At 69.2% G+C, this 26,584-nt stretch carries 30 protein-coding genes; 17 read left to right on the top strand and 13 right to left on the bottom strand.

Annotated features, from left to right (window positions below; all coding sequences use genetic code 11):
• Nucleotides 1-5 precede the first annotated feature (5 nt).
• Nucleotides 6-623, bottom strand: a complete 618-nt coding sequence (folE, locus tag ACFVV5_RS09975; protein ID WP_387242757.1) for a GTP cyclohydrolase I — start codon at nucleotides 621-623, stop codon at nucleotides 6-8.
• Nucleotides 624-714: 91 nt separating this feature from the next.
• On the opposite strand from folE, the gene ACFVV5_RS09970 reads away from it, so the two are divergent.
• Nucleotides 715-1,407: a helix-turn-helix transcriptional regulator gene (locus ACFVV5_RS09970; protein ID WP_387242754.1), complete on the top strand. Its 693-nt coding sequence runs from the start codon at nucleotides 715-717 to the stop codon at nucleotides 1,405-1,407.
• Nucleotides 1,408-1,435: 28 nt separating this feature from the next.
• Here ACFVV5_RS09970 and ACFVV5_RS09965 read toward each other — a convergent pair whose 3' ends face one another.
• The 3 genes from ACFVV5_RS09965 to ACFVV5_RS09955 are packed head-to-tail and all read right to left on the bottom strand — an operon-like array spanning nucleotide 1,436 to nucleotide 5,107.
• Nucleotides 1,436-3,457 carry a VWA domain-containing protein gene (locus tag ACFVV5_RS09965; protein ID WP_387242751.1) on the bottom strand — a complete coding sequence of 674 codons (2,022 nt, stop codon included), beginning with the start codon at nucleotides 3,455-3,457 and terminating at the stop codon, nucleotides 1,436-1,438.
• Complete coding sequence (locus ACFVV5_RS09960; protein WP_387243240.1) at nucleotides 3,450-4,838, bottom strand: sigma 54-interacting transcriptional regulator; 1,389 nt, start codon at nucleotides 4,836-4,838, stop codon at nucleotides 3,450-3,452. Before ACFVV5_RS09960 ends, ACFVV5_RS09965 begins: the two co-directional genes overlap by 8 nt.
• 32 nt (nucleotides 4,839-4,870) lie before the next feature.
• Nucleotides 4,871-5,107 (bottom strand): hypothetical protein, encoded by a 237-nt coding sequence (locus ACFVV5_RS09955; protein WP_387242748.1) that lies wholly within the window; start codon nucleotides 5,105-5,107, stop codon nucleotides 4,871-4,873.
• A gap of 164 nt (nucleotides 5,108-5,271) precedes the next feature.
• Here ACFVV5_RS09955 and ACFVV5_RS09950 point away from each other — a divergent pair, with 164 nt between their 5' ends.
• A complete protein-coding gene (locus ACFVV5_RS09950) occupies nucleotides 5,272-6,060 on the top strand; it encodes an SDR family oxidoreductase (RefSeq protein ID WP_387242745.1) in 789 nt (262 codons plus the stop codon).
• 93 nt (nucleotides 6,061-6,153) lie between these two features.
• Entirely contained in the window at nucleotides 6,154-8,772 is a 2,619-nt protein-coding gene (locus ACFVV5_RS09945) for an ATP-binding protein (RefSeq protein WP_387242742.1), read from the top strand.
• 8 nt (nucleotides 8,773-8,780) lie between these two features.
• Here the strand turns inward: ACFVV5_RS09945 and trxA are convergent, their stop codons facing one another.
• Complete coding sequence (gene trxA / locus ACFVV5_RS09940) at nucleotides 8,781-9,155, bottom strand: thioredoxin (protein ID WP_387242739.1); 375 nt, start codon at nucleotides 9,153-9,155, stop codon at nucleotides 8,781-8,783.
• A gap of 79 nt (nucleotides 9,156-9,234) precedes the next feature.
• On the opposite strand from trxA, the gene ACFVV5_RS09935 reads away from it, so the two are divergent.
• Nucleotides 9,235-9,852 (top strand): DNA-3-methyladenine glycosylase I, encoded by a 618-nt coding sequence (locus ACFVV5_RS09935; protein WP_387242736.1) that lies wholly within the window; start codon nucleotides 9,235-9,237, stop codon nucleotides 9,850-9,852.
• Between the two features lie 59 nt (nucleotides 9,853-9,911).
• On the opposite strand, the gene ACFVV5_RS09930 is transcribed toward ACFVV5_RS09935, so the two are convergent.
• Together ACFVV5_RS09930 and ACFVV5_RS09925 are read right to left on the bottom strand one after the other, a co-directional pair.
• Nucleotides 9,912-11,228, bottom strand: a complete 1,317-nt coding sequence (locus tag ACFVV5_RS09930) for an MFS transporter (RefSeq protein ID WP_387242733.1) — start codon at nucleotides 11,226-11,228, stop codon at nucleotides 9,912-9,914.
• Nucleotides 11,229-11,325: 97 nt separating this feature from the next.
• Nucleotides 11,326-11,526 (bottom strand): hypothetical protein, encoded by a 201-nt coding sequence (locus tag ACFVV5_RS09925; protein ID WP_387242730.1) that lies wholly within the window; start codon nucleotides 11,524-11,526, stop codon nucleotides 11,326-11,328.
• A 122-nt stretch (nucleotides 11,527-11,648) separates the two neighbouring features.
• On the opposite strand from ACFVV5_RS09925, the gene ACFVV5_RS09920 reads away from it, so the two are divergent.
• Nucleotides 11,649-13,451, top strand: a complete 1,803-nt coding sequence (locus tag ACFVV5_RS09920) for a DEAD/DEAH box helicase (RefSeq protein ID WP_387242727.1) — start codon at nucleotides 11,649-11,651, stop codon at nucleotides 13,449-13,451.
• A gap of 29 nt (nucleotides 13,452-13,480) precedes the next feature.
• Here ACFVV5_RS09920 and ACFVV5_RS09915 read toward each other — a convergent pair whose 3' ends face one another.
• Nucleotides 13,481-13,678 (bottom strand): hypothetical protein, encoded by a 198-nt coding sequence (locus ACFVV5_RS09915; RefSeq protein ID WP_387242724.1) that lies wholly within the window; start codon nucleotides 13,676-13,678, stop codon nucleotides 13,481-13,483.
• 216 nt (nucleotides 13,679-13,894) lie between these two features.
• Between ACFVV5_RS09915 and ACFVV5_RS09910 the strand changes: the two genes are divergently transcribed.
• Together ACFVV5_RS09910 and ACFVV5_RS09905 are read left to right on the top strand one after the other, a co-directional pair.
• On the top strand, nucleotides 13,895-14,518 hold the full coding sequence (locus ACFVV5_RS09910) for a hypothetical protein (protein ID WP_387242721.1): 624 nt from the start codon (nucleotides 13,895-13,897) through the stop codon (nucleotides 14,516-14,518).
• Entirely contained in the window at nucleotides 14,515-15,306 is a 792-nt protein-coding gene (locus tag ACFVV5_RS09905) for a PspA/IM30 family protein (protein WP_387242718.1), read from the top strand. Before ACFVV5_RS09910 ends, ACFVV5_RS09905 begins: the two co-directional genes overlap by 4 nt.
• Nucleotides 15,307-15,345: 39 nt before the next feature.
• Here the strand turns inward: ACFVV5_RS09905 and ACFVV5_RS09900 are convergent, their stop codons facing one another.
• From ACFVV5_RS09900 to ACFVV5_RS09890, 3 genes are read right to left on the bottom strand one after another with little or no spacing between them, the layout of a single operon-like run.
• The gene (locus tag ACFVV5_RS09900; protein WP_387242715.1) at nucleotides 15,346-15,600 is read right to left on the bottom strand and encodes a hypothetical protein; all 255 of its coding nucleotides are present in this window, start codon (nucleotides 15,598-15,600) and stop codon (nucleotides 15,346-15,348) included.
• Between the two features lie 44 nt (nucleotides 15,601-15,644).
• On the bottom strand, nucleotides 15,645-16,604 hold the full coding sequence (locus tag ACFVV5_RS09895; RefSeq protein WP_387242712.1) for a redoxin domain-containing protein: 960 nt from the start codon (nucleotides 16,602-16,604) through the stop codon (nucleotides 15,645-15,647).
• Between the two features lie 13 nt (nucleotides 16,605-16,617).
• The gene (locus ACFVV5_RS09890) at nucleotides 16,618-17,526 is read right to left on the bottom strand and encodes an alpha/beta fold hydrolase (RefSeq protein WP_387242709.1); all 909 of its coding nucleotides are present in this window, start codon (nucleotides 17,524-17,526) and stop codon (nucleotides 16,618-16,620) included.
• Nucleotides 17,527-17,652: 126 nt separating this feature from the next.
• Between ACFVV5_RS09890 and ACFVV5_RS09885 the strand changes: the two genes are divergently transcribed.
• The 4 genes from ACFVV5_RS09885 (at nucleotide 17,653) to ACFVV5_RS09870 (ending at nucleotide 20,669) form a co-directional block, all read left to right on the top strand.
• Complete coding sequence (locus ACFVV5_RS09885) at nucleotides 17,653-18,024, top strand: hypothetical protein (RefSeq protein WP_387242706.1); 372 nt, start codon at nucleotides 17,653-17,655, stop codon at nucleotides 18,022-18,024.
• A 98-nt stretch (nucleotides 18,025-18,122) separates the two neighbouring features.
• A complete protein-coding gene (locus ACFVV5_RS09880; protein WP_387242703.1) occupies nucleotides 18,123-18,674 on the top strand; it encodes a hypothetical protein in 552 nt (183 codons plus the stop codon).
• Between the two features lie 404 nt (nucleotides 18,675-19,078).
• Nucleotides 19,079-20,326 carry an epoxide hydrolase family protein gene (locus ACFVV5_RS09875; RefSeq protein WP_387242700.1) on the top strand — a complete coding sequence of 416 codons (1,248 nt, stop codon included), beginning with the start codon at nucleotides 19,079-19,081 and terminating at the stop codon, nucleotides 20,324-20,326.
• Nucleotides 20,327-20,375: 49 nt separating this feature from the next.
• Nucleotides 20,376-20,669: a DUF5652 family protein gene (locus ACFVV5_RS09870; RefSeq protein ID WP_387242697.1), complete on the top strand. Its 294-nt coding sequence runs from the start codon at nucleotides 20,376-20,378 to the stop codon at nucleotides 20,667-20,669.
• 10 nt (nucleotides 20,670-20,679) lie between these two features.
• Here the strand turns inward: ACFVV5_RS09870 and ACFVV5_RS09865 are convergent, their stop codons facing one another.
• On the bottom strand, nucleotides 20,680-21,825 hold the full coding sequence (locus ACFVV5_RS09865; protein ID WP_387242694.1) for a cation:proton antiporter: 1,146 nt from the start codon (nucleotides 21,823-21,825) through the stop codon (nucleotides 20,680-20,682).
• A 122-nt stretch (nucleotides 21,826-21,947) separates the two neighbouring features.
• Here ACFVV5_RS09865 and ACFVV5_RS09860 point away from each other — a divergent pair, with 122 nt between their 5' ends.
• From ACFVV5_RS09860 to ACFVV5_RS09840, 5 genes are read left to right on the top strand one after another with little or no spacing between them, the layout of a single operon-like run.
• Nucleotides 21,948-22,505 carry a MarR family winged helix-turn-helix transcriptional regulator gene (locus ACFVV5_RS09860; RefSeq protein WP_387242691.1) on the top strand — a complete coding sequence of 186 codons (558 nt, stop codon included), beginning with the start codon at nucleotides 21,948-21,950 and terminating at the stop codon, nucleotides 22,503-22,505.
• Nucleotides 22,502-23,161 (top strand): NADPH-dependent F420 reductase, encoded by a 660-nt coding sequence (locus ACFVV5_RS09855; RefSeq protein ID WP_387242688.1) that lies wholly within the window; start codon nucleotides 22,502-22,504, stop codon nucleotides 23,159-23,161. The genes ACFVV5_RS09860 and ACFVV5_RS09855 overlap by 4 nt, the downstream gene beginning before the upstream one ends.
• Before the next feature lie 38 nt (nucleotides 23,162-23,199).
• Entirely contained in the window at nucleotides 23,200-24,264 is a 1,065-nt protein-coding gene (locus ACFVV5_RS09850; RefSeq protein WP_387242685.1) for an LLM class flavin-dependent oxidoreductase, read from the top strand.
• A gap of 38 nt (nucleotides 24,265-24,302) precedes the next feature.
• Nucleotides 24,303-25,067: an SDR family NAD(P)-dependent oxidoreductase gene (locus ACFVV5_RS09845; protein WP_387242682.1), complete on the top strand. Its 765-nt coding sequence runs from the start codon at nucleotides 24,303-24,305 to the stop codon at nucleotides 25,065-25,067.
• Nucleotides 25,064-25,753, top strand: coding sequence for a VOC family protein (locus ACFVV5_RS09840; RefSeq protein WP_387242679.1), 690 nt, complete (start codon nucleotides 25,064-25,066; stop codon nucleotides 25,751-25,753). The genes ACFVV5_RS09845 and ACFVV5_RS09840 overlap by 4 nt, the downstream gene beginning before the upstream one ends.
• Before the next feature lie 29 nt (nucleotides 25,754-25,782).
• Here ACFVV5_RS09840 and ACFVV5_RS09835 read toward each other — a convergent pair whose 3' ends face one another.
• Entirely contained in the window at nucleotides 25,783-26,172 is a 390-nt protein-coding gene (locus ACFVV5_RS09835; RefSeq protein ID WP_387242676.1) for a hypothetical protein, read from the bottom strand.
• Nucleotides 26,173-26,220: 48 nt separating this feature from the next.
• Between ACFVV5_RS09835 and ACFVV5_RS09830 the strand changes: the two genes are divergently transcribed.
• Nucleotides 26,221-26,490, top strand: coding sequence for a hypothetical protein (locus ACFVV5_RS09830; RefSeq protein ID WP_387242673.1), 270 nt, complete (start codon nucleotides 26,221-26,223; stop codon nucleotides 26,488-26,490).
• Nucleotides 26,491-26,584: the final 94 nt, after the last annotated feature.

Genomic DNA, 26,584 nt, shown 5'->3' with positions numbered 1-26,584 from the left:
CGCGATCAGTCGCCGCGTTGCCGGCTTGCGCTGAAGCGATCGTTTCCGTGCGGAGCGAGCGCGCCGGTGAATCGCGAGGTGCGGGTGTGCGCGCCGACCGCGCCGACGCCGCGGATCGACATGCACAGGTGTTCGGCTTCCAGTACGACGCCGACCCCGGCCGGCGCCAGTTCGCCCTCGAGGTATTCGACGATCTGAACGGTGAGCCGCTCCTGCAGCTGGAGGTCGCGGGCGAAATGCTCGACCACGCGCGCCAGTTTGGAGAGCCCGAGAAGCCGTCGCCCCGGGACGTACCCGACGTGCGCGACGCCGCGGAACGGCAGCAGGTGGTGTGCGCACAGCGACGTGAACGGGATGTCGCGCACCAGCACCAGGTCGTCGTAGCCGCTGTCGTTGGGGAACGTCGTCATCGTCAGGGGTTCGCGATGCAGCAGCTCGCGGTAGGTGGCGGCGACGCGCCGCGGGGTGTCGGCCAGGTTCGGGTCGTCCAGGTCGCGCCCGAGCGCGCCGAGCAGTTCGGCGACCGCTGCTTCCGCACGGCGGTCGGCGAGCGAGGTGTTGTGCCGAAGAGCGACGGGCTCGAAGCCCGGCTCGCCGTCGTCCAGATCCTGCACCAGCGACATCGTCGCCTCCTCGTGGTCGGCGTATGAGTTGAGCGTAGGTTTGTCCGCTTTCTTTTGTCAAGAATTACTTTTTTAGAGATAGGATGTGCCCATGAGCGATCCGACGGCGCAGACTCCGACCGACCCGGCAGCGGTCATCGCCGCCCTGGCCGACCCGGCCCGCCAGGCGCTCTACGACCTGCTCCGGCAGAGCGACCGGCCTCTGGCGCGCGACGAGCTCGCCGCGGGCTCGGGGCTGCCGCTGGCCACCGCGGCGTTCCATCTCGACAAGCTCGTCGAGGTCGGCGCCCTCACAGTCGAGTTCGCGCGACGGACCGGGCGCACCGGCCCGGGCGCCGGGCGGCCGGCCAAGTTCTACGCTCTCGCCAGCGAGGAGGTCAACGCCTCGGTCCCTCCGAGACGCTACGACCTCGTCGGCGACATCCTCGTCACCGCCGCTGAGGAGTCCGACCGCACGGGGACGCCGATGCGCGAATGCCTCGTCGCGGTCGCCGAGAGCCGTGGCCACGAGTTCGGCGATGAGGGCATCCCGCTCGCCGACACGCTCGCCGAGGTCGGTTATGCCCCGGCACCGGACGGCGAAGGTGGCTTCCGGCTCACGAACTGTCCGTTCCATCAACTGGCGGCCCGCCACACCGACCTCATCTGCTCAGCGAACACCGCATTCGTGCGCGGTCTCGCCGATGAGTCGCCCGACGAGCGCTCCGTCTGGCTCGAGCCGGCATCCGGTCACTGCTGCGTGCGGATCGGCGCCGTCGAGGGCGCCGTCGACTCCGCCGGCTGATCCGCGTCGGTTCTGAGCCGCGGCAGGGTCAGGAACCGACCCAGAACCCCCGGCCGCCGAACCAGTCGCCGTAGTCGGTGCCCAGCTCATCAGCGGCCGACGACCCTCGTGAGCCGAGGTACGACCCGACGACGGCCGCGCCGAGATCGTCGAGCTCGGGTGCGACCACCCGACCGGACACGCGGCGCGCCATCGAGTCCACGAACCGTGCGAGGCCCGGGTCGTCGCCGAGCCGGAAGAACGTGGTCTGCGCGCCGAGCCGCATCGAGTTGTCGAGCTCGTCGAGAGTGTGCTTGATCGTCCGCGGATGCGGCGGGTACGAGAAGCTCACCGCTCCGTCGGCCTCCAGATGGGAGGTCGGCTCGCCGTCGGTGACGATGAGCAGCACGGGCTGGGCGTTCGGATGCTTGCGGAAGTGCCGATTCGCCAGGAGCAGGGCGTGGTGGAGGTTCGTGCCCTTGTCCCAGACCGCGTCCAGCGCCGTGAGCTGCTCGATGTCCATCACCTCGGCATGGCGCCCGAAGCCGATCAGCTGCAGCTGATCGGCGCGGAAACGGGACCTGATCAGCGTGTGGAGGGCGAGCGCGGTGCGCTTCATCGGCACCCAGCGGTCGTCGAGAGCCATCGAGAACGACGTGTCGACCAGCAGCGCTACCGCCGCCTGGGTGCGCGACTCGGTCTCGGCCACCTCGATGTCGTCGACCACGATCAGGCGACCTCCGCCTTCGCCGGCGCGGCGCTGCACGCTGTTCAGCACCGTGCGCGGAATGTCCCACGGCTCGGTGTCGCCGAACTCCCACGGCCGGGTCGCGCCGGAGCTCTCCCCCGCGGCCCCGGCCTGGTGCAGCTCGCGCTCACCCTGCCGTCCGGACATCCGGGTGGCGATGTCGCGCAGCAGCGACTTGCCCAGCTGGCGCATCGCCTTGGGCGTGAGCTTGAGCCTGCCGGTCGAGTCGCGTCGCAGGGTGCCGCTCTCGCGCAGGGTCTTCTCCAGCTCGCGCAGGGTCCGTGCGTCGACGGCGGCCTCGTCTCCGAGCTGGCGCGAGAGCCGGTCGAGGTCGATGTCGTCCATCCGCGCGCCCCCGTACGACTGCGAGAGCTGTTCGGAGAGCTCGTCGAGGTCGGCGAGATCCTGCAGCACCCCGGTGCCGTCGCCGAGACCGAGCCCCTCCTCTCCGTCGAAACGCTCGGAGCCACGCCAGTTCTCTCCCGGCCGGAGCGCCTGCAGGTTCGAGTCGAGCTGGGCGAGCGAGTCCATCAGCTGGGGCGTCCCGAAGGCCTGGGCGGAGAGCTGCATCAGCTCCTCGCGCTGTTCGGCCGTCATCGAGTTGAGCATCCGCTGGGCCGCCGCCGCCCGTTCCGCGAGCGTATCGATCAGCTCGTCGATGTTCTGCGGATGCTCGGGGAAGTAGTCGCCGTGCTTCTGCATGAAGTCGTCGAAGTCCTGCTGGGTGTCCTCGCCCAGGCGGTGCTTCTCCAGCAGGGCGTTGAGGTCGGTCAGCATCTCGTTGATCGCCGTGCGATCCTCGTCCGTGGCGTTCTCGAGCGCCTGCTTCATTCCGGCGAACCGCTGATCCAGCAGCTCCCGCCCGAGCAGATCCTTGATCTTCTCGTAGTCCGCGCGTGCCTGAGGCGACTGCCACTGGTAGTCGCTGAGCTCGCTGACCGCCGCCGAGGTGGAGGCGGGCAGGCTCTCCAGGCGCATCTCCGCGAAGGCGCGGTCGTCGTCGTCCATCCGCGCGTCTCGCGCGAGCTGTTTGCGCTCCTCCAGCACGGCGTGGTCGAGGAGCTGCTTGACCTGGTCCAGCGTGCCGCCGAGGTTGTTCCGGTGCAGCAGCCGGCGGCGCTTCTCCGCCACCCGGCGGGCGAGGTCGTCGAGTCCGGTCTGGTTGCGCCCTCCGCGCCGCAGGAACTCCCCCATCGCCCGCTCCGGCGATGAGCCGGCCATCACGCTCTCTCCGATCGCGTCGAGCGCCTCGGCGATCTCGACAGGAGGGGCGAGCGGATCCCCGCCGTCGTAGCGGCGGAAACGGCTGCGGGACCTAGCCATAGACCGTCTCGCTCCCGTCGGTGTCCTTGCCCACCTTCCGTGCGAGGTAGAGGCCTTCGAGCGCGAGCTCGATCGCCGCCGCGCGCTCGCCGTCTCCGGTGGCGTCGAGCCGGTCGCAGATGTCGTCGTAGAGCTCCGACTCGCCGAGCACCGGCAGCTCGTCGAGGAACTGCCGGGCCGTCACCTGCTCCCCCGTCGTCACCATCGCACCGCTCTCGATCGCCGCGACCAGCGGCCCGAAGTCGATGCCGCCGAAATGCTGCCGCACCGTGTCGGCCGTCGCCGTGCGCAGCAGATGGGTGAGGACTTCCGACTCCCGGCCTTCCTCCCCGGTCTCGAACTCGATCTTCCCGCCCAGGACGTCGACCGCGGCTTCGAGGTCGACCACCCGCGCGACTGCGACGGCCTCCCCCTGCGCCGTCGCACGGTGCAGGGCGGCCGCCGCGATCGTCTCGGCGCCGGCGATGGCGAATCGCGCGCTCACGCCGCTGCGCTGGTCGACCGACGACGACTCCCGCAGGTTGCGCGTGAAGCGCCCCAGGATCTCGACCAAGTGGTCCGGAACCTCCGCGACGAGATCGGCCTCTTGGTGGATCACCGCGATCTCGGCCTCGAGCCTGGTCGGGTAGTGCGTGCGGATCTCGGCGCCGAACCGGTCTTTGAGCGGGGTGATGATCCTGCCGCGGTTGGTGTAGTCCTCCGGGTTGGCGCTCGCCACGACCAGGACGTCGAGCGGCAGCCGGAGCACATATCCGCGAACCTGGATGTCCCGCTCCTCCATCACGTTGAGCATCGCGACCTGGATGCGCTCCGCGAGGTCCGGCAGCTCGTTGATCGCGACGATTCCGCGATGGCTGCGCGGGATCAGCCCGAAGTGGATGGTCTCCGGATCGCCCAGCGAACGGCCTTCGGCGACTTTCATCGGGTCGACGTCGCCGATCAGATCGGCCACCGAGGTGTCGGGGGTGGCGAGTTTCTCCACGTACCGCTCGTCGCGATGCCGCCAGGCCACCGGGAGGGCGTCTCCCAGCTCGGCCGCGCGACGGCGCGACGCATGGGTGATCGGATCGTACGGATGCTCGCCCAGCTCCGAGCCGTCGATCACCGGCGTCCACTCGTCGAGCAGACCCCCGATGGTGCGCAGGAGCCGCGTCTTCCCCTGGCCGCGCTCACCGAGGAGCACGACGTCATGGCCGGCGATCAGCGCCCGTTCGAGCTGCGGGATGACGGTGGCCTCGAACCCGTGCAGGCCGGGCCAGGGGTTTTCGCCGGAGCGGAGCTTCGCGAGCAGATTGTCGCGGATCTCGCGCCGCACCGGCTTCTGGAGATGGCCGGAGGCACGCAGCTCTCCGACGGTTCTGATGGGCGGGGCCTGGGTCACCGAATTGGTCACCTCTTCAGGCTACGCCGGTTTCAGCGCCCTTCGGGGGTCTCGTCGTTCGCGACGGCCTCGATCCAGTCGGCGGCCTCGTCGGAGAAGTAGAAGCCCGTGGGATCGATCTCACCGACCCACCACTCGTGGGAGCTGACCATTCCGCCGGCTTCCGTGATCTCCGCGACGATCTCCTCCGGAACCGCGTCGCCGTTGTTCTCGATCAACCAGTCGCGCGTCGAGGGCTTGAGCCTCGGCCACCATTGTTCGATGTCCATGGCCGAAGTCTGCCACCTCCTCTCGACGCGCCCAACCCGTTGAGCCCAACCCATTGAGAAGCGGCGAACGCACCAGACCCCCGAGCTTTCGGCTGCGTTCGCCACCCCTCGACGACGTGGGCGACGAGACGCAGGGCGGCGTAGGGTGCACCGAGGAGGAAACCATGAGCGAACGACCCCGAACCGTCCTCGTCGTCGGCGCGACCGGCAGCATCGGCCGCCTCGTCGTCGCTGAGGCGATCCGCCAGGGCTACACGACCCGCGCACTGGTCCGTGACGCCGCGAAAGCCAGGGGCGGCCTGCCGGCCGAGGCCCAGCTCGTGGTCGGCGACCTCACCGAGCCCGGCACCCTGGGCGCGGCCGTCGATGGGATCGACGCGGTCGTCTTCACCCACGGCTCGCACGGAACGGACGTAGCGGAGACCGAGGCGGTCGACTACGGCGCCGTGCACAACGTCCTGGTCGACCTGGGCGACCGGCCGGCGCGCATCGCCCTGATGACCGCGATCGGGGTGACGAACCACGAGGCGGCGTTCAACCGGCCTTCCCAGGCGCACGACTGGAAGCTCCGCGCCGAGCGGCTGGTGCGCGCCGGCGGGCGTCCGTACACGATCGTGCGCCCCGGTTGGTTCGACTACAACGAGCCCGAGCAGCTCCGCATCGCGATGCTCCAGGGCGACACGCACCAAGCCGGCGACCCGAGCGACGGCTCGATCGCGAGACAGCAGATCGCCGAGGTCCTCGTCGGCAGCCTGTCGTCCGACGCCGCCGACCGCAAGACCTTCGAGCTCGTCGCCGAGCACGGCCCGGCGCCGGACAGCCTGGAGCCCCCGTTCGCCGCTCTCGAGGCGGACCCCGCCGGGTCCCTGGACGGAGCGCGGGACACGACGAACCTGCCGCCCGAGGCCGAACCGCGGCGGGTGCGGGACGCGCTGGAGTCGCTCCGGCGCTGAGCGTCAGCTCACGTCGCTCTTCCACAGCGCTCCGAGCATCCGGATGCGCGCAAGCACTGGACTATTTCGCGTTTCGGCAACAGAATTCAATACATGAGCAGCACTCATGTTATCCGTACTCCGGATCAACGGTTGCGCATCTTCGTCAGTTCCACCCTTCAAGAGCTCGCACCCGAACGCCAGGCGACCCGGACGGCCATCGAACGTCTGCACCTCGCGCCGGTCATGTTCGAGCTGGGCGCCCGCCCGCATCCGCCGCGCGAGCTGTATCGGGCCTACCTGGAGCAGAGCGACGTCTTCCTCGGCCTGTACTGGGAGCGCTACGGCTGGACCGCGCCCGACGAGGAGGTGTCCGGGCTCGAAGACGAGTACAACCTGTGCCCCGCGCAGCTGCCGCGCCTCCTCTACATCAAGAGCCCGGCCGAGAACCGCGAACCGGGACTCACGAAACTGCTCAACCGGATCCGGGACGACGACCGCGCCGCGTACAAGTACTTCGAGACCGCGAAAGAGCTCGCTCGCCTCGTCGAAGCCGACCTCGCGACGCTGCTCGCCGAACGCTTCGAACAGAGCCAGGCGCTGCTGACCGTCGGGGTGCCCGGCGAGGCCGACCGCGTCATCGAGCCCGCCCGCCTCCCGGTGCCCCTCACCGACCTGATCGGCCGCGCAGCCGACGTCGACGGGATCGGGCAGATGTTCGAATCCGGCGCGCGGCTCGTCACCCTCACCGGTCCCGGCGGAATCGGCAAGAGCCGCCTCGCGATCGCCGCTGCGGAGGCCGCCACCCCCGGCTTCGCCGACGGCGCGGTGTTCGTCGACCTCACCGCGGTGCACGACGGCGATCGCGTGCCCAACACGATCGCCCAAGCGCTCGGCGTGCGCGACACGGGCGACGCCCCGGTGATGGACAACCTGGTCACCGCACTGAACCAGCGCCGGATCCTGCTGGTGCTGGACAATTTCGAGCAGGTCCTGCCGGCGGCCCCGGTGCTGACGGCCCTGCTCGCGGCCGCGCCGGGCGTGTCGATGCTGGTCACCAGCCGCGTCCTGTTGCGGGTCAACGGCGAGCACAGTTTCGAGGTCGGGCCGCTGGCCGAGGACTCCTCGGTGAACCTGTTCGTCGAGCGCGCGCACGCCGTCAAACCCGACTTCGAGCTCACGTCGGAGAACGCCGGGATCGTCGCCCGGGTGTGCTCGGCCGTGGACGGGATGCCGCTCGCCATCGAGCTGGCGGCAGCGCGCATCCGGGTGCTCTCGCCGGCCGACCTGCTCGAACGGCTCGACCGCCGCCTCTCCGTGCTGGTGGGCGGGTCGCGCGACATGCCCGAACGGCAGCAGACCCTCCGCCGGACGATCGAATGGAGCACGCAGCTGCTCGACGAGGATCAGCGGCAGCTCCTCACACGCCTGGGGGTCTTCGAGGGCGGCTTCACTCTGGACGCGGCCGAGTTCGTCGGTCTCGACGGCGACCCGGATGCGGCGGCCGGCGGCGGCGACGTCCTCACCGACCTCTCGGCGCTGGTCGACAGCAGTCTGGTCCATCAGCACGAAGGGGATGGCCGCCCCCGGTTCTCCATGCAGGCGATCGTGCGCGAGTACGCGCGGGAGAGATTGTGGGACGCGGGCGACCTGCAGCGTGTCCGCGACGCGCATGCGCGCTACTTCCTCGCCCTGGGCGACCGGGTCGAGACCCAGCTGAAAGGCGGGAAGCAACGCGAGTCGATGCAGCGTCTCGGCGAGGAGCGCGACAACCTGCGGGCCGCCGAGCGCTACCTCCTCGGAACGAGGGACTGGGATCGCGCGGCGCACCTGGCGTTCAGTCTCTATCTCTACTGGTGGGTCTCCGGGCTCCTCGGCGAGGTCCGCACCTGGATGGACGAGGCCCTCGACTCCGGGGAGCAGCTCCCCGACCACACCTGGGCCATCGCGATCTACTTCACGCGCACGATCATGTTCTGGAAGGACCCGGACGGAAGCGTCGCCGCCGACCTCACCGAGGCCGCCGAGCTCTTCAACAGCACGAACGACCCGGAGGGTGAGGCGCTCACCCGCATCTCCCTCGCGCTGTCGCTGCTCGCCGGAGGGAAGCGCGACACGGAGCGCGCCGAAGAGGTGATGCAGACGAGCATGCGCCTCTTCCGCGAGAACGGGAGCGTGTGGGGCGAGTCCATGGCACTCGTGATCCTGGGCCGGGTCGCGTTGCTGCAGAAGAAGCTCCACAAAGCCCTGAAACGTTTCGAGAAGAGCCTGGCGCTGACGAAGTCCGCGGGCGACGCCGTCGGGGAGCGGATCGCGTCGTACCACCTCGGGTGGGCGCAACTCCTGCTCGGCGAGGTCGAGGACGCACGCCGCGACTTCGCGCTCAGCGTCACCGTCTCGACGAGCATCGGCCATGTCGAAGGGCTCGCCTACGGCTTGGAGGGAATGGTGGCGGTCGCCGCACTGGCGGGCAACGCCGATCGCGCCGGGCGGCTGGCCGGGGCAGCACGCGCGTTACGAGAACGCAGCGGCCTCCACAACGGCCCGATGTTCACCTTCCACCAGGCCTTCCTCGACCAGCTCGTCGCCGCGGGAAAGGGCGAGCAGCTGGATGCGGCGATCGCCGCCGGCAGGCAGCTGACGGTCGAGCAGGCGGTCGCCGAAGCGCTCGCGGCAGCTCAGCCGGCGCAGGCCGACCAGCCGGCGCAGCCCGCGCAGGGGTCAACCCTCTAGGCGGTTCGCTACTTGCCGGCCCGCTCCGCCAGCTGCTTCTCGTACTCGGCGCGCACGTCGGTCATGTCGAGGGCGCGCAGCTGACCGATGAGGTCTTCCACGGCCTCGGCCGGGAGCGCACCCGCCTGCGAGAAGAGAGGGATGCCGTCGCGGTACGCGACGAGCGTGGGGATGGACTGGATGCCGTACGACCCGGACAGCTCCTGCTGCGCCTCGGTGTCGATCTTTCCGAACGTGATGTCCGCGTGCTTCTCCGACGCCTTCTCGAAGACGGGGGCGAACATGTGACACGGGCCGCACCAGTCGGCCCAGAAGTCGAGGAGGACGATGCCGTCGGCCACAGTCTCGTCGTGGTTCTGGCTTGTGATTTCGGTAGTTGCCATGATGGGTGGAACGCCGCCGATCAGAGAGCTATTCCGGCACCTGGGAAGCTCCTGAGGAGCGGCCGGAGAGGAGCATCCCATGGCTGATTGGGATACCGGGTCGGTTCTGGCTGGCTCCGACGGGCGGGTGCGCTGCGCGTGGGCGACACGCCTGGAGGCCGACGCCGACCTCCTCGGCTATCACGACGCCGAGTGGGGAGCGCCGGGCGCCGGTGACGCCGCCGTACTGGAGGCCCTGTCGCTCGGGATCTTCCAGGCGGGCCTCAATTGGCTCACGGTGCTGCACAAGCGGGAGGCGTTCCGGCGCGCGTTCCACGATTTCGATCCGGGGCGGGTCGCAGCGATGGGCCCGGATGAGGTCGCCGCGCTCTTCGAGAACGCCGCCATCATCCGCAACCGGGCGAAGATCGAGGCGACCCTTCACAACGCCGCGGTCATGACCGCCTCCACTCGCCCGCTTGCCGACATCGCCGCCGAGTATGCGCCGGCGGATGCGCCCCGTCCCACGCACGGCGGCCACGTCGCCCCGCACACTGCCGAGTCGGAAGCTCTCAGCCGACGCCTCAAGGCCGAGGGCTACTCGTTCATCGGGCCGACCAGCACGTATTCGCTCATGCAGACGATCGGGATCGTGAACGACCACATCGTCGGGTGCTTCCGCGGCGACGAGCTCGCCGCCGCCCGCGACCGCTCGTGAGCATCCGGATGCCCGGCCCGCCGACCGAATGACCGGTTCCGCGTCGCAGGCGCTCGCGTTCAGGGCGTCTCGGGTGCCGCCGGCGGCTTGGGTTCGGCGGTTGCCGGCGCTTCCGGTGCCGCCGCCTCGCTCCCCTCGTGCACCGTGGCTGTGTCGGCCGGATCGTGCTGGCGGCGGCTGGCGAACAGGAACGGGATGCCGATGAGCTCCACCGCACCGCCGATCACCAGCGACGTCCCGTAGCCCCAGAGGTCAGCGGCACGGCCGAGGGCCGGCTGGATGAACACGCCGCCGAGGCTGCCGAACAGGGAGTCGAACGAGAGGACCGTCGCGCGCTGCTTCGACGGGATCATGTCGTTGATGTACGCCTGCCGCACCGGCCCGGCGACGGCGAACACGAACCCCCATAGGACCAGGAACACGACCGCCAGCCAGAAGAGGCTGTTCAGGCCGAGCACGACGAGCGCGAACACGCTCAGCAGGGATGCGCCGATCACCGTCGTCGTCCGCTTGGCGAACAGACCGCGGATCCGGTGCGCGAGCATGCCACCGGCCACCTGCGACAGCGACAGGATGGCGGCGGCGAGACCCGCGATCGAATAGGCCGTCTTGTCGCCGTAGAGCTCGAGCAGGTAGGGCTGCAGCGCGTAGAAGGCGTAGATCCCGACTCCGGAGGCGAACGGCGCGGAGAGGATCACGTAACGCACCGAGCGCTTCTTGAGCCCGTGGTCGATCGACTGCGTCAGCACGTTGCGAGTGGCCTTCAGCGGGCCCATCGAGCGGTCGGGGGTGAACCCCATGTCCTTCATCACGAAGAAGGCGAACACGAACATGATGACGAGCACGATGGCGCGCAAGAGGAACGGGACCCCGAGGTTGGTCGCCTGGGCGATCACACCGCCCAGCACCGATCCGGCGAACATCGCGATCCCGGTGACCACGAGCCCCCGGCCGAACACGGCCTCCAGACTGCCGCTGAACTTCACGGAGGTCAGGGCGTCGACGAGCCAGGCGTCCACCGCACCCGAGAAGAACGTGAAGCCGAGACCGAGGAGCACCGACACCAGCGCCCACCAGCCGAACGGCGCATGCCAGAGCCAGAGCAGCCAGTAGAGCGCGGTGGTGACGGACAGCGTGATGGTCCCCAGCAGGTAGGATATCTTGCGGCCGACCGTGTCGGCGACGACGCCGGTCGGGATCTCGAAGATCACCATTCCCGCGGTGAAGAAGGCGTTCGCGGCGAACGCCTCGAAGTTCGTCAGGCCCGCGTCGAGCAGGAACAGGGTGTTGATGCCCCAGATGAAGGACGCCGCCAGGGTGTTGCCGAGCAGGAGGATCAGATAGACGCGCTGGACCCGCCGCGCTGCCGGGTTCATGACCCGCGACCGATCCGATCACCGCATCCTGTCACATGAGCAATCATCGACCCGTTCGGCGCGGATGGCTACAAACGATGCAGGCGCATGGACGGGCTCAGGCGCCGAGCAGCACCAGCGCGTGATAGACGACGTAGACCGGCCAGACGATCGCCTGAAGCAGCCCGAGGACGACGCCCCAGAAGGAGCCGTCCGACACGGAGACGAAGTAGATCGCCGCCCCGACGTAGGCGAGCAGGAAGAAGAAGCCCCAGGGGCCGTCCCGCACGATGGTGCTTCCTCGACTGTTCGTGGTCATGCCGATCCGCCTCCCGGTGCTCTCCGTACCTGTGCTCGCCGTATCCGCCTTCTGGCAAGAAGGGTAGCCGTCGAGCGCACAGCGCGACACCCGTGCTCGGTTCGGAGGACTACCGTTGGAGCATGACGGCTCCGGATTCAGCGCACAGCGAGGCAGAGACTGCCGGCGACGCGATCACCTTCTCTGAGCTCGGCCTCGACGACGCGGTGCTGAAGGCGCTCAAGGATGTCGGGTACGAGAATCCGTCGGCCATCCAGGCCGCCACCATCCCTCTGCTGCTCCAGGGACGCGACGTCGTCGGCCTCGCCCAGACGGGCACCGGCAAGACCGCCGCCTTCGCGCTGCCGATCCTGTCGCGCCTCGACGTGTCGCAGAAGAGCGTGCAGGCCCTCGTGCTCGCTCCCACGCGCGAGCTCGCCCTCCAGGTCAGCGAGGCGTTCGAGAAGTACGCCGCGCACCTGCGCGGCGTGCACCTGCTTCCGGTGTACGGCGGCCAGGGCTACGGCATCCAGCTCTCGGCGCTGCGGCGCGGGGTCCACATCGTCGTCGGCACTCCGGGGCGCATCATGGACCACCTGGAGAAGGGCACCCTCGACCTCTCCGAGCTCAAATACCTGGTGCTCGACGAAGCCGACGAGATGCTCAAGATGGGCTTCGCCGAAGACGTCGAGACGATCCTGGCCGACACGCCGGACGACAAGCAGGTCGCCCTGTTCTCGGCCACGATGCCCGCCCAGATCCGGCGGATCTCGAAGAAGTACCTGCACGACCCCGAAGAGATCACCGTCAAGAACAAGACCACGACGTCGGCGAACACGACCCAGCGCTACCTGATGGTGTCGTATCCGCAGAAGGTCGACGCTCTCACGCGCATCCTGGAGGTGGAGAACTTCGAGGGGATGATCGTGTTCGTCCGCACCAAGAACGAGACGGAGACGCTCGCCGAGAAGCTGCGCGCTCGCGGATACTCGGCGATGGCGATCAGCGGCGACGTGCAGCAGGCCCAGCGCGAGCGCACGGTGAACCAGCTCAAGTCGGGCAAGCTCGACATCCTCGTGGCCACGGACGTCGCCGCCCGCGGTCTCGACGTCGACCGGATCAGTCACGTCGTCAACTACGACATCCCCATCGACACGGAGTCCTACGTGCACCGCATCGGCCGCACCGGTCGCGCCGGTCGCAGCGGAGCGGCGATCAGCTTCGTCACGCCGCGCGAGCGTCGCCTGCTCGGAGCCATCGAGAAGGCGACCCGGCAGCCGCTGACCCAGATGCAGCTGCCGACCGTCGACGATGTGAACGTCACCCGGCTCGCCCGCTTCGACGACGCGATCACGTCGGCTCTGAGTCAGGAGGACCGCATCGCACGGTTCCGCGACATCATCGGTCACTACGTCGAGCACCACGACGTGCCCGAGGCCGATGTGGCCGCTGCACTCGCGGTGGTCGCCCAGGGCGATGAGCCGCTGCTGCTCTCCCCCGAAGACGAACGCGCGCGACGATACGAGCGCGACGATCGGGGCCCGGATGATCGTCCCGGTCGTCCCGAGCGCGGGGGCCGCGACGACCGCGGCGGCCGTGGCGAGCGGTCCGGCCGCACGGAGCGTCCGGAGCGGCGTGCCCGGCCGAGCGGCGGCCCGATGGCGTCGTACCGGATCGAGGTCGGCAAGCGGCAGAAGGTCGAGCCCCGCCAGATCGTCGGAGCGCTCGCCAACGAGGGCGGCCTGAGCCGGGAGGACTTCGGCGCGATCAAGATCCTCCCCGACTTCTCGGTCGTCGAACTGCCCGCCGATCTTTCGGGCGACGTGCTCGCCAAGCTGGAGAACACCCGCATCAGCGGCAAGCTCATCGAGCTCAAGCCCGACCGTCGTGGCGGCGGGCGACCGGATGACCGCGGCGACCGTCCTCCCCGCAAGCCCCGCTACTAGGAGTCTCCCGGAGCTCGCCGGGCGCACCGTCAGCGGCGGATCAGCACCTGCGCGAGCAGCCCGATCGCGGCGATCACCAGCAGGCCGACACCGACCGCGTACAGCGCACCTCCGAGCGCGTCTCCCGGCAGCACACCGCTCGCGACGATCACGAAGATGCCCACCAGGAGGAGTACGACCAGCGCGAACGCGGCGGCGAGTGACGTTCTCCGATAATCCGGGGTCATGGGCTGAGAATACCTCAGTTACTGTCTGAATGCTCACCGTGAGCCCCCTGACCGGTAGACCCACGGGGTTCGCACAGCGGACAATCGGGCGTACCTTGCGCGGTTAGGCGTGTTGTGTTTGTGTTCTATCGAGTGCCACAACGCGCGGCTCGATGAAGGTGGACCCATGAACCTGAATTGCCTGACAGCGAATGTTCTCGAGAGCGGAATCCGTGGGTGGCGCCCATGATGGTCCTCGGCTGGATCGCGATCACCTTCGCGGTCGTCATGCTTGCGATCGCCGTGACCGTCGTCGTCATCGCGCGGAGGATCTACCTTCGCATCCGCCGCAGCCGGCCTCTCGCCGGGGCGGTGCTGCGCACACGTGCCCGCTTCAGTTACGGCCCGCAGCAGAGAGTTCTGAGACTGCGCGTGCGGCTCCAGGAGACGCTCGACAGCGGGCAGGCGGCCATCGATCTCGCCGTGCGCAGCGAAGGCCCCAAGGGCGAGCTCCCGCGGCTCTTCCGCCGCATCCAGACCGAAGGCATCGCGCTCGAGTCGCAGTTGCGACTGATGGAGAGCGAGCGGGACTCCGCCGTGCTCGCCGCGGAACTGCCGGTGGTCACCCGCCGCGTCGACGAGCTGACCGGGCTCGTGCGCCGGCTGCGTTCGGCCGTCGCAAGCGGTCTGGGCGAGCTCTCCGACGACACTCTCAGCGCGCTGCACTCCGACGTCGACCGCGAGGTCGCCGCCCTGCACGCCGGGATGCAGGAACTGCACGCACTCAACGGCACCGACGGATCGCCCGAGCCGTATCGACAGCAATCAACAGAACGCCTCTCAAGGGGGAATCGATCATGAGCCAGTCATCACGTCTGCGCACCATCTTCCGCAGCAAGACCTCACGTGCACTCGACAAGATGGAGGATCCGCGCGAAGTCCTCGACGACAGCTACGAGCAGCAGCTCCGGATGCTCCAGCAGGTGCGTCAGGGCCTGGCCGAAGTCGCGACGGCGCGGAAGCGGCTCGAACTGCAGGGGCAGGAGATGGGCGCCCGCTACCAGCGGCTGGCCCAGCAGGCGCAGGAGGCGCTGAACCAGGGGCGCGAGGATCTCGCGCGTGCCGCACTGGAGCGGCGCTCCCTCCTCGAAGGCCAGGTCGCCACGCTCCGGGAGCAGCACGCCGCGCTGCAGCGACAGCAGAGCCAGCTGCAGGAGAACGAGCGTCGCCTCTCCGAGCGGATCGCCGCCTTCCGAACCGAGAAGGAGGCCATGAAGGCCTCCTATACCGCCTCTCAAGCGCAGGTCAAGGCGAATGAGATCGCGGCGGGCATCGGCTCGCAGATGAACGACGTCGGCGCCAGCCTCGACCGGGCACGCGACCGGGTCGCCCAGATGCAGGCCCGCGCTGCCGCCACCGACGAGTTGCTCGCCAGCGGCGCCCTGAAGGACCTCACCGCCGCTCCCGACGAAGACCTGGAGCGTCAGCTCTCGGCGGGCGCGACGAGGGCGGACGTCGAGCGCCAGCTGCAGGCGATGAAAGACGCCGGCACGGCGGGCGGCGACGAGAACTCGGGCGACTCCGGGCGCGAGGGCCCGGACTCGTGGCTGAGCATCGGGCAGGGACCGAGCGCGCCCAAGCCGGCCTGACGGACGCAGCCGGGCGGCCGGCCCGACCGGCCGCGGGCGCTAGAACTCGGTCTCCTCCGAGCCGATCTCCTCGAAGGTGACCCGGCGGTAGGAGTAGTGCGTAGCCCCGGCCTCCTCGGGGCCCTCCAGCTCGAACGTCTCCTCGAGCTGATTGCCGTTCGCCAGGATGGTCGTCTGACCGTAGGTCCGCTGCGGGAGTCCGTTCGCGCCGAAGGGCACGAACGGCACTTCTTCGCCTGTTGTCCCTCCGGGCGACCGCAGGAGCACCGCCGTGTACGTCGGGTTCTCGTTCATGGCCCGACGCTAGTCCGGATCCTCACCGGATCGCTAGGCGGAGCTCAGCCGAAGGTGAAGACGTAGCCGTGGGCGCCGGGATCGAGGAAGGTGATCTCGAAGGTCCGGTCGGCGATCGGCCCGGGCTGGCGGACCAGTTGGTACATCCGGGATTCGACGATGGCGCCGTCGCCGCGCTCGTCGGCGTCGACCCCGTGGGCATCCCCCGGCGCTTCCCCGTCGATGGTCACCCGGAATCGCACGGGGGCCCCACCCGCCGGCGGCGCCAGCACCAGATTGACGTCGCGTCCGTGGAAGCGGAACGAGAGCCGCCCGCCCGCGGCGTTCGAGACGGTGGCCCCGCTCTCGATCGTCCACTCCCCAGAGAGCGCCCAGTTGTTGAGCTCCAGGAACTCAGGCGCCGCATAGGTGTGGGGCTCGTCGAACGCCGCGCGGCTGTCGCCCGCGAAGTTCCGGCCCTGCGTGTAGCCGAGGTACGTCTCGGGCGACCCCAGCGTGTTCCAGTCCGCCTGGGCCTCGAACCCGTCGGGCACCGCTGAGACCAGCTCGTCGTCGATGCCCCCGGCGCCGGCCTCGCGCAGCAGCTTCTTGATGACCTGTTCGCACTCCTCGTAGCCGCCCTCGCCGAAGTGGTGGTGCCGGATGCGCCCGCCTGCGTCCGCGATGTAGACGGCCGGCCAGTAGTGGTTGTCGAAGGCCTCCCAGACCGCGTAGTCGTTGTCGAGGGCGACCGGATAGTCGACCCGCATCTCCCTCAGCGCCTGACGCACCCGGTCGATCTCGTGCTCGAACGGGAACTCGGGAGTGTGGACGCCGATCACGACCAGCCCCTGACCGGCGTACTTCTCGGCCCACGCGCGAACGTACGGAAGTGTGCGAAGCCAGTTGATGCAGGTGTACGTGCAGAAGTCCGCGAGCACCACTTTGCCGTGCAGGTCCTCGGCCATCAGCGGCCGCGAGTTGAGCCAGCCGGTCGCGCCGGAGAAGGCGGGCAGCCTGGTCATGGGGACTCCTCTCTCACCAACCGCCGACGTCGACGATGGCCGTGGCGAAGGCATCCGGAGCCTCCTGGGGGATGTTGTGCCCGATGCCTCCCTCGAGCGTCCGATGCGCGTACGGACCGGTGAACTTCGTGGCGTAGACGCTGGGGTCCGGATGGAATGCTCCGTTCGCGTCCCCTTCGAGCGTGATCGTGGGGACGGTGATGGCCGGACCCTCGGCGAGCTGCGCCTCCAGCTCGTCGTACTCGCTCTCGCCGTCGGCCAGGCCCAGACGCCACCGGTAGTTGTGGATCACGATGGCCACATGATCCGGGTTGTCGAGCGCGCTCGCGCTCGCTTCGAAGACAGCGTCGTCGAACTCCCAGCGCGGCGACGCCGTGTGCCAGATGAGCTTGGCGAACTCGTGGCGGTATCTGCCGTAGCCGACCCGGCCGCGTTCGGTGGCGAAGTAGTACTGGTACCACCACTGGAGCTCGGCCGGCGGTGGCAGAGGCTGCGCTCCGACCCACTGACTGCCGATCAGGTAGCCGCTCACCGAGACGAGCGCGCGGCACCGCTCCGGCCAGAGCGCCGCGACGATGTCGGCCGTGCGCGCTCCCCAGTCGAAGCCGGCGATCAGTGCCTGTTCGATTCCGAGGGCGTCCAGGAGCGCGACGGCGTCGACCGCGACGACCGACTGCTGGCCGTTCCGGAGGGTGTCTTCGGAGCGGAAGCGCGTCGTCCCGAAACCACGCAGATACGGGATGATCGCCCGGTAGCCGCGCTCGACGAGCAACGGGGCCACCTCGACGAAGCTGTGGATGTCGTACGGCCAGCCGTGCAGGAGCAGGACGGGCGGACCGTCAGCAGGGCCGACGTCGGCGTAGGCGACGTTGAGCAGACCGGCGTCGATCCGCTTCAGGGGGCCGAACGGAGTGCCACTCACACGACGACCTCCTCGGGTGTGGTCGTTGCTCGTCCTGGGTCGTTCCTTCTTGCGTTGGCCGCCATGCTACGCCAGGCGCCCTTCGAGCGGGAGAATTGGAGGTGTTCCTCGACGGAAGGAGCCGTCATGCCCGACACCTACCACGGCCCGGCCACGTCGCTCGCGCTCTTCGAAGCCCTCGTCGCGACGATCCCTGAGGTCCAGCTCAAGGGCGCGACCATGCCGTACACCTCGTTCAACGGCCACATGTTCAGCCTGCTCGACCCCTCCGGAACCCTGGCCCTCCGGCTGCCGAAGGTCGCGCTCGCCGACTTCCTCAGGCGGTACGGAACGACCCTGAGCGAGCAGTACGGCCGCGTGATGAGGGAGTACGCCGTCGTCCCGCCGGCCCTGCTGGCGCGGACGGACGAGCTCAGCGGGTGGTTCGCGCTCAGCTACGACTGGATCGGCACGCTGCGACCCAAAGCGACGACCCGGCGCGCGACGAAGCCGAGCTGAGATCGCCGGCGCCCGCCTGATCCCCTCCCGCGGGGATATGATGAGTTACGCTCAGTTTAATTGCGCGGCGGGCAACTCAGAAAGGACGAGTGCGCTTCGTGGACGCCTCGAACTGGATCAACCTCGCTCTGCTGGTGGTCGCGGTCGTCGCCGCACTCTTCGCCGCGTTCCAGGTCGTCGAGGCGCGCAAGGCGCGAGCTGACGCCCAAGAGGCGCGGGATCAGGCCGAATCGCACGAGCGAGCGGCACTCGCGGCGGCCACCCGATCCGCGGACAGCGCGGAGGACTCCGCCGGCTCCCACCGTCGAATCGCCGCCGCGACCGAAGATCAGGTCCGCCTCGTGAAGGCGCTGGCGCCCGACCGCAAGCCGTGGACGCTGTCACGGATCCGCCGCGACGGCGACGGCTGGGTGTGGACCGCGACCAACAACACCCTCGAGAACGCCACCGACGTGTCGATCGGCTCGCCGCGATTCCTCCACCAGCGCCGGCTCGTCCTCCCCCCGCTGCCGGTCCGCAGCCTGCCGCACGGGAAGAGCATCGAATTCCGCTACCTCGACGAGCCGTACAACCCCGGAGGGTTCATCCGGATCACCTGGACCCCGGCAGACGGCGACGAGCAGCGCTCGTACAGCCAGGGCATTCGCTGACGCGCTGGCGGCGTCAAAAGGTGGCCGAAGGGGCCGGTGGGCCGGATGCCGACAAGGCCGTCTAGTGGACGACGGACGCACATAGGCGTACCGTCGGATCACCACCAACCGCAAACGGATAGGCAGACGCGAAACGGCGAGAGTCCTCTCCCGGCCGGTGCAGAGCGGCAGCCCCCGGATCAACCCCCGGGGCCGCCGCTTTTCTCGTGGGCAGCCGCTCAGCGCGAGCATCCGGCTTCTGGCGACGACGCGTGAGAAATTCTCTCTTTTGGTCCGGCGCGGTCGCGCGTAATCTGTGGGTCATTGCGGTGAAGCCGATGCGTGGGGCGGCGAACTGAACACCGACGATCATTGTGCTCATCACGTCCGCACGCTGCCGCGCCCAACAACGGAGGAGGACAGCGATGACCATCAACACGCACGATTCATCGACGACAGGGACCACGGGCTCAGAGGGCGACGGGTCGATCCGGTCGTTCCGCGTCGACATCGCCCAGAGCGACATCGACGACCTGCGCCGGCGTCTGGAGACGACGCGGTGGCCCGAGAAGGAGACGGTCGACGATCTGACCCAGGGCGTGCCGCTGGCGACGATGCAGGAACTCGCCCGCTACTGGGCCTCCGACTACGACATGCGCCGGTTCGAGACGCGGCTGAACGCCGTGCCCCAGTTCCTGACCGAGCTCGACGGCCTCGACATCCACTTCCTCCACGTCAAGTCGCCGCACGAGAATGCGTTGCCGTTGATCATCACGCACGGCTGGCCGGGCTCCATCATCGAGATGCTGAACGTCATCGGCCCACTCACGGACCCGACGGCGAACGGCGGCGACGCGGCGGACGCGTTCGACGTCGTGATCCCGTCGATGCCGGGCTACGCGTTCTCCGAGAAGCCGAGGTCGACCGGCTGGGACCCCCTCCACATCGCCGATGCCTGGATCGCTTTGATGCGCCGCCTCGGATACTCCCGTTTCGTGGCGCAGGGCGGCGACTGGGGCGCCCAGATCACCGACGTGATGGGCGCGAAGGCGCCACCGGAGCTGCTCGGCATCCACTCCAACATGCCGGGCACCGTTCCGCCCGCGGTGTCGAAGGCACTCGCGACGAACGTGCTCGGCGCCGGCGACCCGCCGCCCACCGACCTCACGGCCGACGAGCAGCGCGCGTTCGACCGGCTCAACGTCCTCTACACCACAGGCCTCGGCTACTCGGTCGAGATGGGGTCGCGCATCCAGACGCTGTACGGACTCGCCGACTCCCCCGTCGCCCTCGCGGCCTGGATGCTCGACCACGACGCGCTCAGCCTCGAAGACATCGTGCAGGCGTTCGACGGCCACCCCGTCGGCAGCCTCACCCGCGACGAGGTCCTCGACAACATCACGATGACCTGGCTGACGAACACCGGGATCTCCTCGGGCCGGCTCTACTGGGAGAACACCCTCGGCTTCTTCGACATCAAAGGCACCACGGTTCCCGCGGCCGTCTCCGTGTTCCCGCGCGAGCTCTACCAGGCGCCGCGGAGCTGGACGGACAACGCGTACCCGAACCTCATCTACTTCAATGAAGTCGACAGAGGCAACCACTTCGCCGCGTGGCAGGAACCCGACCTCTACACGTCGGAGTTGCGTGCCGCCTTCCGGACGCTCCGCTGATCCGCCGACGCCGGGACCTTCGACAATGAAAACGAGAGATCGGACAATCATGCACTGGCAATCCGCTGCGAAGCACCACGGACCCACTCCTGCCGCGCGCGGCATGATCATCGCCGCCGTCGCCTGGACCATCGCCTGGAAAGGCGTCTCCCTGTGGCGTGCGGCGAAAGACGACAGCAAACCGTGGTTCGTCGCACTCCTCGTCACGAACACGCTCGGGGTGCTCGACGCCGTGTACCTGTTCGGGGTGAGCGGGCCCCGCCGGCGGGCCGAGCTGACCGAAGACGCGATCTTGGAGGCCACCGGCGAACCCGAGCAGCTGGGGCATTCGGACGAGGACTAGCAGCGGCCGGTCAGTGTGAGCCGGCGGCCATCACGCCGCGGCGGGCCAGGGAGCCGGTCGCCGCCGCGGAGACGGCGACGGTGATCAGCGCTCCCAGAAGGAGGGCCGCGTCCTCACCCGGCTGAAGAGCGCCGCTCTGGATGCCGAGGGTCACCGCAGCCACGGGAACCCCCAGCTGGCCTGCCGAGGCGACCGCCTGCATCCAGGGCAGTCCGGCCGCGCGGGCGGCGAGATGCGCGACGACGGCCGCGACGCCGAGCACGACGCCGAGCAGGATCATCGCCGGATGCCCCGCGAAGGCGCGCAGGTCGAGGGAGGCGCCGAGCCACACGAAGAAGAGCGGGCCGAAGAAGCCTTCGGTGATGCCGAAGAGCTGACGGGCGAGCCGATGGGGTTCGCCGACCGCGGAGAGCACGAGCCCGAGCGCGAACCCGGCGATCAGGATCGACAGGTTCGCGAACTGGGCGATCGCCGCGAAGGCGAACAGCACGAGAAGGCTGAACCGCAGTTCCAGGGCGAAGCGACGTCGTTCCGAGTACTCGTGGAGCTTCTGGCGCGCATCCGTCCGCTCCAGACGGCGGAGGATGATCGCGAGGACGACGGCGGCGACCGCGATCGCGAGTGCTCCGAGCGCGGCCGGCAACGCGCTCCCGGCCGCCACGACCAAGGGCAGCGCCACGACGCAGACGATGTCCGCGACGGCGATCTGCGCCACGAGCTGAGTGACCGAGGTCCGCCCGAGCCCGACGGACTGGAGCATCGGCAGCACCAGCGCGGCCGACGAGGAGGCCAGGATCACGCCGTAGACAGCCGCGTGCCCGGTTCCGAATCCCACCCCGATCACCACCCCCAGCACAGCAGCGCACACTCCGACCGCCGCAGCGCCGAGCACCGCACGGGGCAGCGCCGCCCGCAATGCCGGGTCCCTCACCGGAATCTGCGACCCGACCACGACCATGGTCAGGCCGAACCCGATGTTCGCCAGCAGACGGAAGTCGTCCACCGTCGGGTCCACGAGCCTCAGCCCGGAGACGCCGATGAGCAGCCCGCCCGCCAGTTCCCCGACGACGACCGGCACCCGCCACGACGTCCGGGCGGACAGCAGCGGCCCGAGGAGCCCGACGAGCACCACCAGCGCCAGCAGCGAGAAGCTCACAACGCCCACCCTAGCGACGAGCCGGATGCGGGCCGGCGATCGGCGCGGGAACAAAACGGCACCGGTCCAGGTTTACTGACGTGTCAATTACTTGATTGACGTGTCAACGATGTGAGGTCCACATGGTCAATCCTCAACGGCGCGGGCCCGCGACGCCCGAGCGGCTGACGGAGCAAGAACTCTCGGTCTGGCGATCCCTGCTCGACACCACCACCGAGCTCCGGAGGCTCCTCTCCGCGCAACTCCAGGAAGTGGAGCTGTCGACCGGAGACTACTCGGTGCTGCTCGCGCTGACCGAGGCGTCGGAACGGACGCTCCGCTCGTCCGAGCTCGCCGACGCGATCGACTGGGAACGCAGCCGCCTGTCCCACCACCTGGGACGCATGGAGCGCCGCGGCCTCCTGCGCCGCGACGAGTGCCCCGGCGACAACCGCGGAGCCCTCGTCGTGCTGACCGACGACGGTGTCAGCGCTTTGCGGCGAGCATCCGGACCCCACCTGCGCGCGGTCAAGCACTACTTCGCGGATGCGCTGGACACCGGACAGGTCGAGAACCTCGGCGACGTGCTCAGCAGCATCCGGGCGCACCTCGACGAGCTCGGCGGCACCACTTCCAGCACCACGACCACCAGCACCACCACCACCAGCACCACCACCACCACCACGGGAGGCAACTCATGACCGGCATGGCTGTCGGACGCCCGCGCGTCGCGATCCTCGGCGTCGGGCACGTCGGCTCGGCCCTCGCCCGCACGATGCTCGACGCCGGCTACGAGGTCGCGGTCGCGGCATCCGGAGACCCGAAGAAGATCGAACTGATCGCGTCGGTGCTCATGCCCGGAGCGAAGGCGGAATGGGCGAGAGACGCCGTAGAAGACGCGGACATCGTGGTGCTCGCGATCCCGCTGCACCGGTTCCCGACCCTCGACCACCGGATGCTCGACGGCAAGATCGTCATCGACACGATGAACTACTGGGCGCCGACCGACGGAGTGCAGGCCCTCTTCGAGGACGCCTCGCTCAGCAGCAGCGAGGTCGTGCAGCGCACCCTCCCCGGCGCGACCGTCGTCAAGACCTTCAACCACATCGGCTACCACGAGATGGAGGAGGAGCGCCGCCCGGCCGGGACCCCCGACCGGCGCGCCCTCGGTGTGGTGTCGGACGACCCGCAGGCCGCGGCGATCGTCAGCGAGCTGGTCGACTCGATCGGCTACGACCCCATCGTGCTCGACAGTCTGCGCGACGGCATCGCGTTCGAGCCGGGTGGCCCGGTGTTCGGCGCTCGGCTGACCGCGCCCGAGTTCGAGCGCGCTGTGACCGTCGACGCCGTCGCCTGATAATTCACCATCCCCACACCCACAGGAAGACCCCACAAATGAACACCGAGACAGACCTCATGCCGGCCGAACGGCCGTTCCCCCTCGCCTTCGGGCTCGACACGTTCGGCGACGTGACCGCCGACGCCGACGGCCGGCCGATCACGCACGCGCAGACCATCCGCAACCTCGTCGAGCACGGCGTCGCGGCGGAGAAGGCCGGCATCGACACCTTCAACATCGGCGAGCACCACACACCCGACATGCCGCTGTCGGCCGCTGACGTGGTGCTCGCAGCCATCGCGGCGCGCACCGAACGCATCCGGCTCGGCTCGGCCGTCACCGTGCTCAGCTCGGACGACCCGGTGCGCGTGTTCCAGCGCTACTCGACCCTGAACGCGATCTCGGACGGCCGCGCCGAGGTCATCCTCGGGCGCGGGTCGAGCATCGACTCGTTCCCGCTGTTCGGATTCGACCTCGCCGACTACCAGGACCTCTTCGAGGAGAAGACGAACCTCTTCGCCCAGCTCCTCGAAGGCGGACCCGTCACCTGGGAGGGCCGCACCCGCAGCGCACTGCACGATCAGGATGTCGTGCCGCACCTGGACGCGAAACTGGCGACCTGGATCGGCGTGGGCGGCAGCCCCGAGTCGGTCATCCGGGCCGCCCGGTACGGCTTCTCCCTCATGCTCGCGATCATCGGCGGGCCGGTCGCCCGGTTCGCGCCGTACTCCGAGCTGTTCCACCAGGCGCTCGAACAGTTCGGTCACACGCCGAAGCCGATCGGGCTGCACTCGCCGGGACACGTGGCCGCCACCGACGAGCAGGCGCGGGACGAGTTCTGGCCGAACTACCTCGAAGTGATCCGTCGCGCGAGCAAGACCCGTGGGTTCGCTGTTCCGACCGAGGCGTCGTTCCTCAGAGAGATCGGGCCGGATGGCGCGCTCTACGTCGGCTCACCCGAAACCGTCGCGGCTAAGATCGCCGCGAACATGAAGACGGTCGGCGCCAACCGCTTCGACCTGAAATACGCTATGGGCGGGCTGTCCGACGACGCCCTGCTGACCAACATCCACCTCTACGGAAACGAGGTCGTGCCCCGGGTGCGCGAACTCCTGGCGTGACGACCGATTCGAAGCACGACGCGAGAAACGGGGAAGACATGTCCGACGTTCTGCAGAACACCACCGCGCTGGTGACCGGCGCGAGCAGCGGAATCGGCGCCGCCACGGCCATCCGGCTGGCCGCCGAGGGGGCGACGGTGGCGCTTGTCGCGCGCCGCCGCGACCGGCTCACGGACCTGGCGTCGACGATCGAGGCGGCCGGCGGACGAGCCGTCGTCATCGAGGCCGACGTCAGCGACGCCGCAGCAGCCGAAGCCGCGGTCAGCGAGGCGGTCGACCGGATGGGCCGGCTCGACATCCTCGTCAACAACGCCGGGATCATGCTCCTCGGCCCCGCCCTGCAGGCCAGCGTCGAGGAATGGGACCGGATGCTCTCGGTCAACGTCTCGGGCGTCCTCGCGATCACGCACGCGGCCCTTCCCCACCTCGTGCGGGCGGCGGAGGACTCGCCGCGGGGCATCGCCGACATCGTCACGATCAGCTCGACGGCCGGCCGCGTGGCGCGTCCGGGCAGCAGCGTCTACAACCTGACGAAGTTCGGCGTCAACGCGTTCTCGGAGGCCCTTCGCCAGGAGCTGGTCACCCAGCGCGTCCGCGTGGGCGTCATCGAGCCGGGCACGGTCGACACGGAGCTCGTCACGCACAACGCGGCGCCCATCCGCGAGGCCGCGGAGCGCCAGGTGTCCTCGATCGAGTCCCTGCGCCCCGATGACATCGCGGATGCGGTCTCCTACATGGTGACGCGCCCGCCGCGCGCCGCCGTCAACGAGATCCTGATCCGGGCGGCGGAGCAGACGTGGTGAGCGGCGCGGGCGAGGACCCTCGCCCCACCGACGGGCCGGCGCAGCTCGTCCCGGGCGAATTCCACGCCACGCCCGGCGTCGAGGACTGGCGTGTCCTGTTCTGGGGTGCGCACGCCTTCTACCGCACGGCGTCCTTCGCCGAGGCTGCGGAGTTCGTCGCGGCGATCGCCGAAGCCGCGGCGGCGGTCGGCCACGATCCTGACGTCGACGTGCGCCCCGAAGGCGTCACCATCCGTTCGTTCACCCGGCCCGACGGGGCGTTGAGCCGCAAGGACGCCGAGCTCGCCGTCGCGATCAGCGCGGCCGCTCACGGGATGGGGCTGCAGGCCGACCCGAGTCTGCTCCAGGTCGTCGGCATCGCCGTGGCACAGGACGCCGGAGTCGACACCCGCCCGTTCTGGGAGGCCGTCTTCGGATACCGGCGACTCGGCGACGAAGACCTCATCGACCCCCTCCGGCGCGGGCCGCACCTGTGGTTCCACGAGCTCACTCCCCCACGACCCGCACGCGGGCGCACCCACATCGACGTGTCGGTGCCGGCGGACCAGGCCGAGCGGCGCGTGCAGGCCGCTGTCGCCGCGGGCGGACGCATCGCCGACGACCGCTCCGCGCCGGGATCGTGGACGATCGCGTCGCCCGACAATCACGGTGTCGACATCGCCGGGTGGGCTGACGTCGAAGCCTGAGCATCCGGGCCGCCACCATCGCCTCGGCGTCACTCCCCGGGCCGCACCAGAACCAGCCAGGCGCCGATGGCGCCCCCGACGAAGCCGATGATCGCGGCCAGGGCGAGGAGGAACAGGCCGACCTCGAACCCCAGCACGAGCGCCACCCCGCTCAATCCGACGAGCACGGCCGTCGTCGCGCTGGGGTTGATGAGATCGAGAACCGTCCCCAGCCGTTCGGCGTCGGGTGCTCGCTTCGCACGATGGTTGAGGACGAGGAACGCGGTGCCCATCACCAACGATGCAGCGATCAGTTCCACACCGGTGATCCACACCGCCGGGTTGGGCAACGACACCAGGATGCTCGACGCCAGCAGCCCCAGGAAGATGGTCAGGGTCTCACCGAGCCGCGACCGCACGGCCTCCTGCCACCCGTTCATCCGCCCACAGTACTTGAGACACATTCGAATACGTGTTCGAATGTGTACGTGACCCGCCCGCGCCCCATCCGCTTCGACCACGACACGTGGCTCGTGATGCGCGACGACGCGGTGATCCCGAAAGCGGTGATCAACAGGTTCGTCGACAAGCGGGGCAAAGACCAGTACCTCGTCGTCCGCTGGGACCTCGACCCGTCGAGACGTGTGCTGATGGCGGTATGCGATTCACTCGAGCGGGCCGACGAGCTGGTGCTCTACGACAACCGCAATCCGAGCGGGTTCTGGAACGGCCCGCCCAATCGGCACCCGGCGGGCTGAGTCCGCTGCGCCTCGCAGGACATGCCTGGTTTGACATGCAGTGAGAGATACCGGATGCTGTGCACGCTGTCTCTCACGAACTTGTCACGATGGA

This window comes from Leifsonia sp. NPDC058248 (genome assembly GCF_042881905.1).
Classification (GTDB): Bacteria; Actinomycetota; Actinomycetes; order Actinomycetales; family Microbacteriaceae; genus Leifsonia.
The sequence above is the reverse complement of the archived record's forward strand: the minus strand, read 5'-3'. Positions and strand labels throughout refer to the sequence as shown.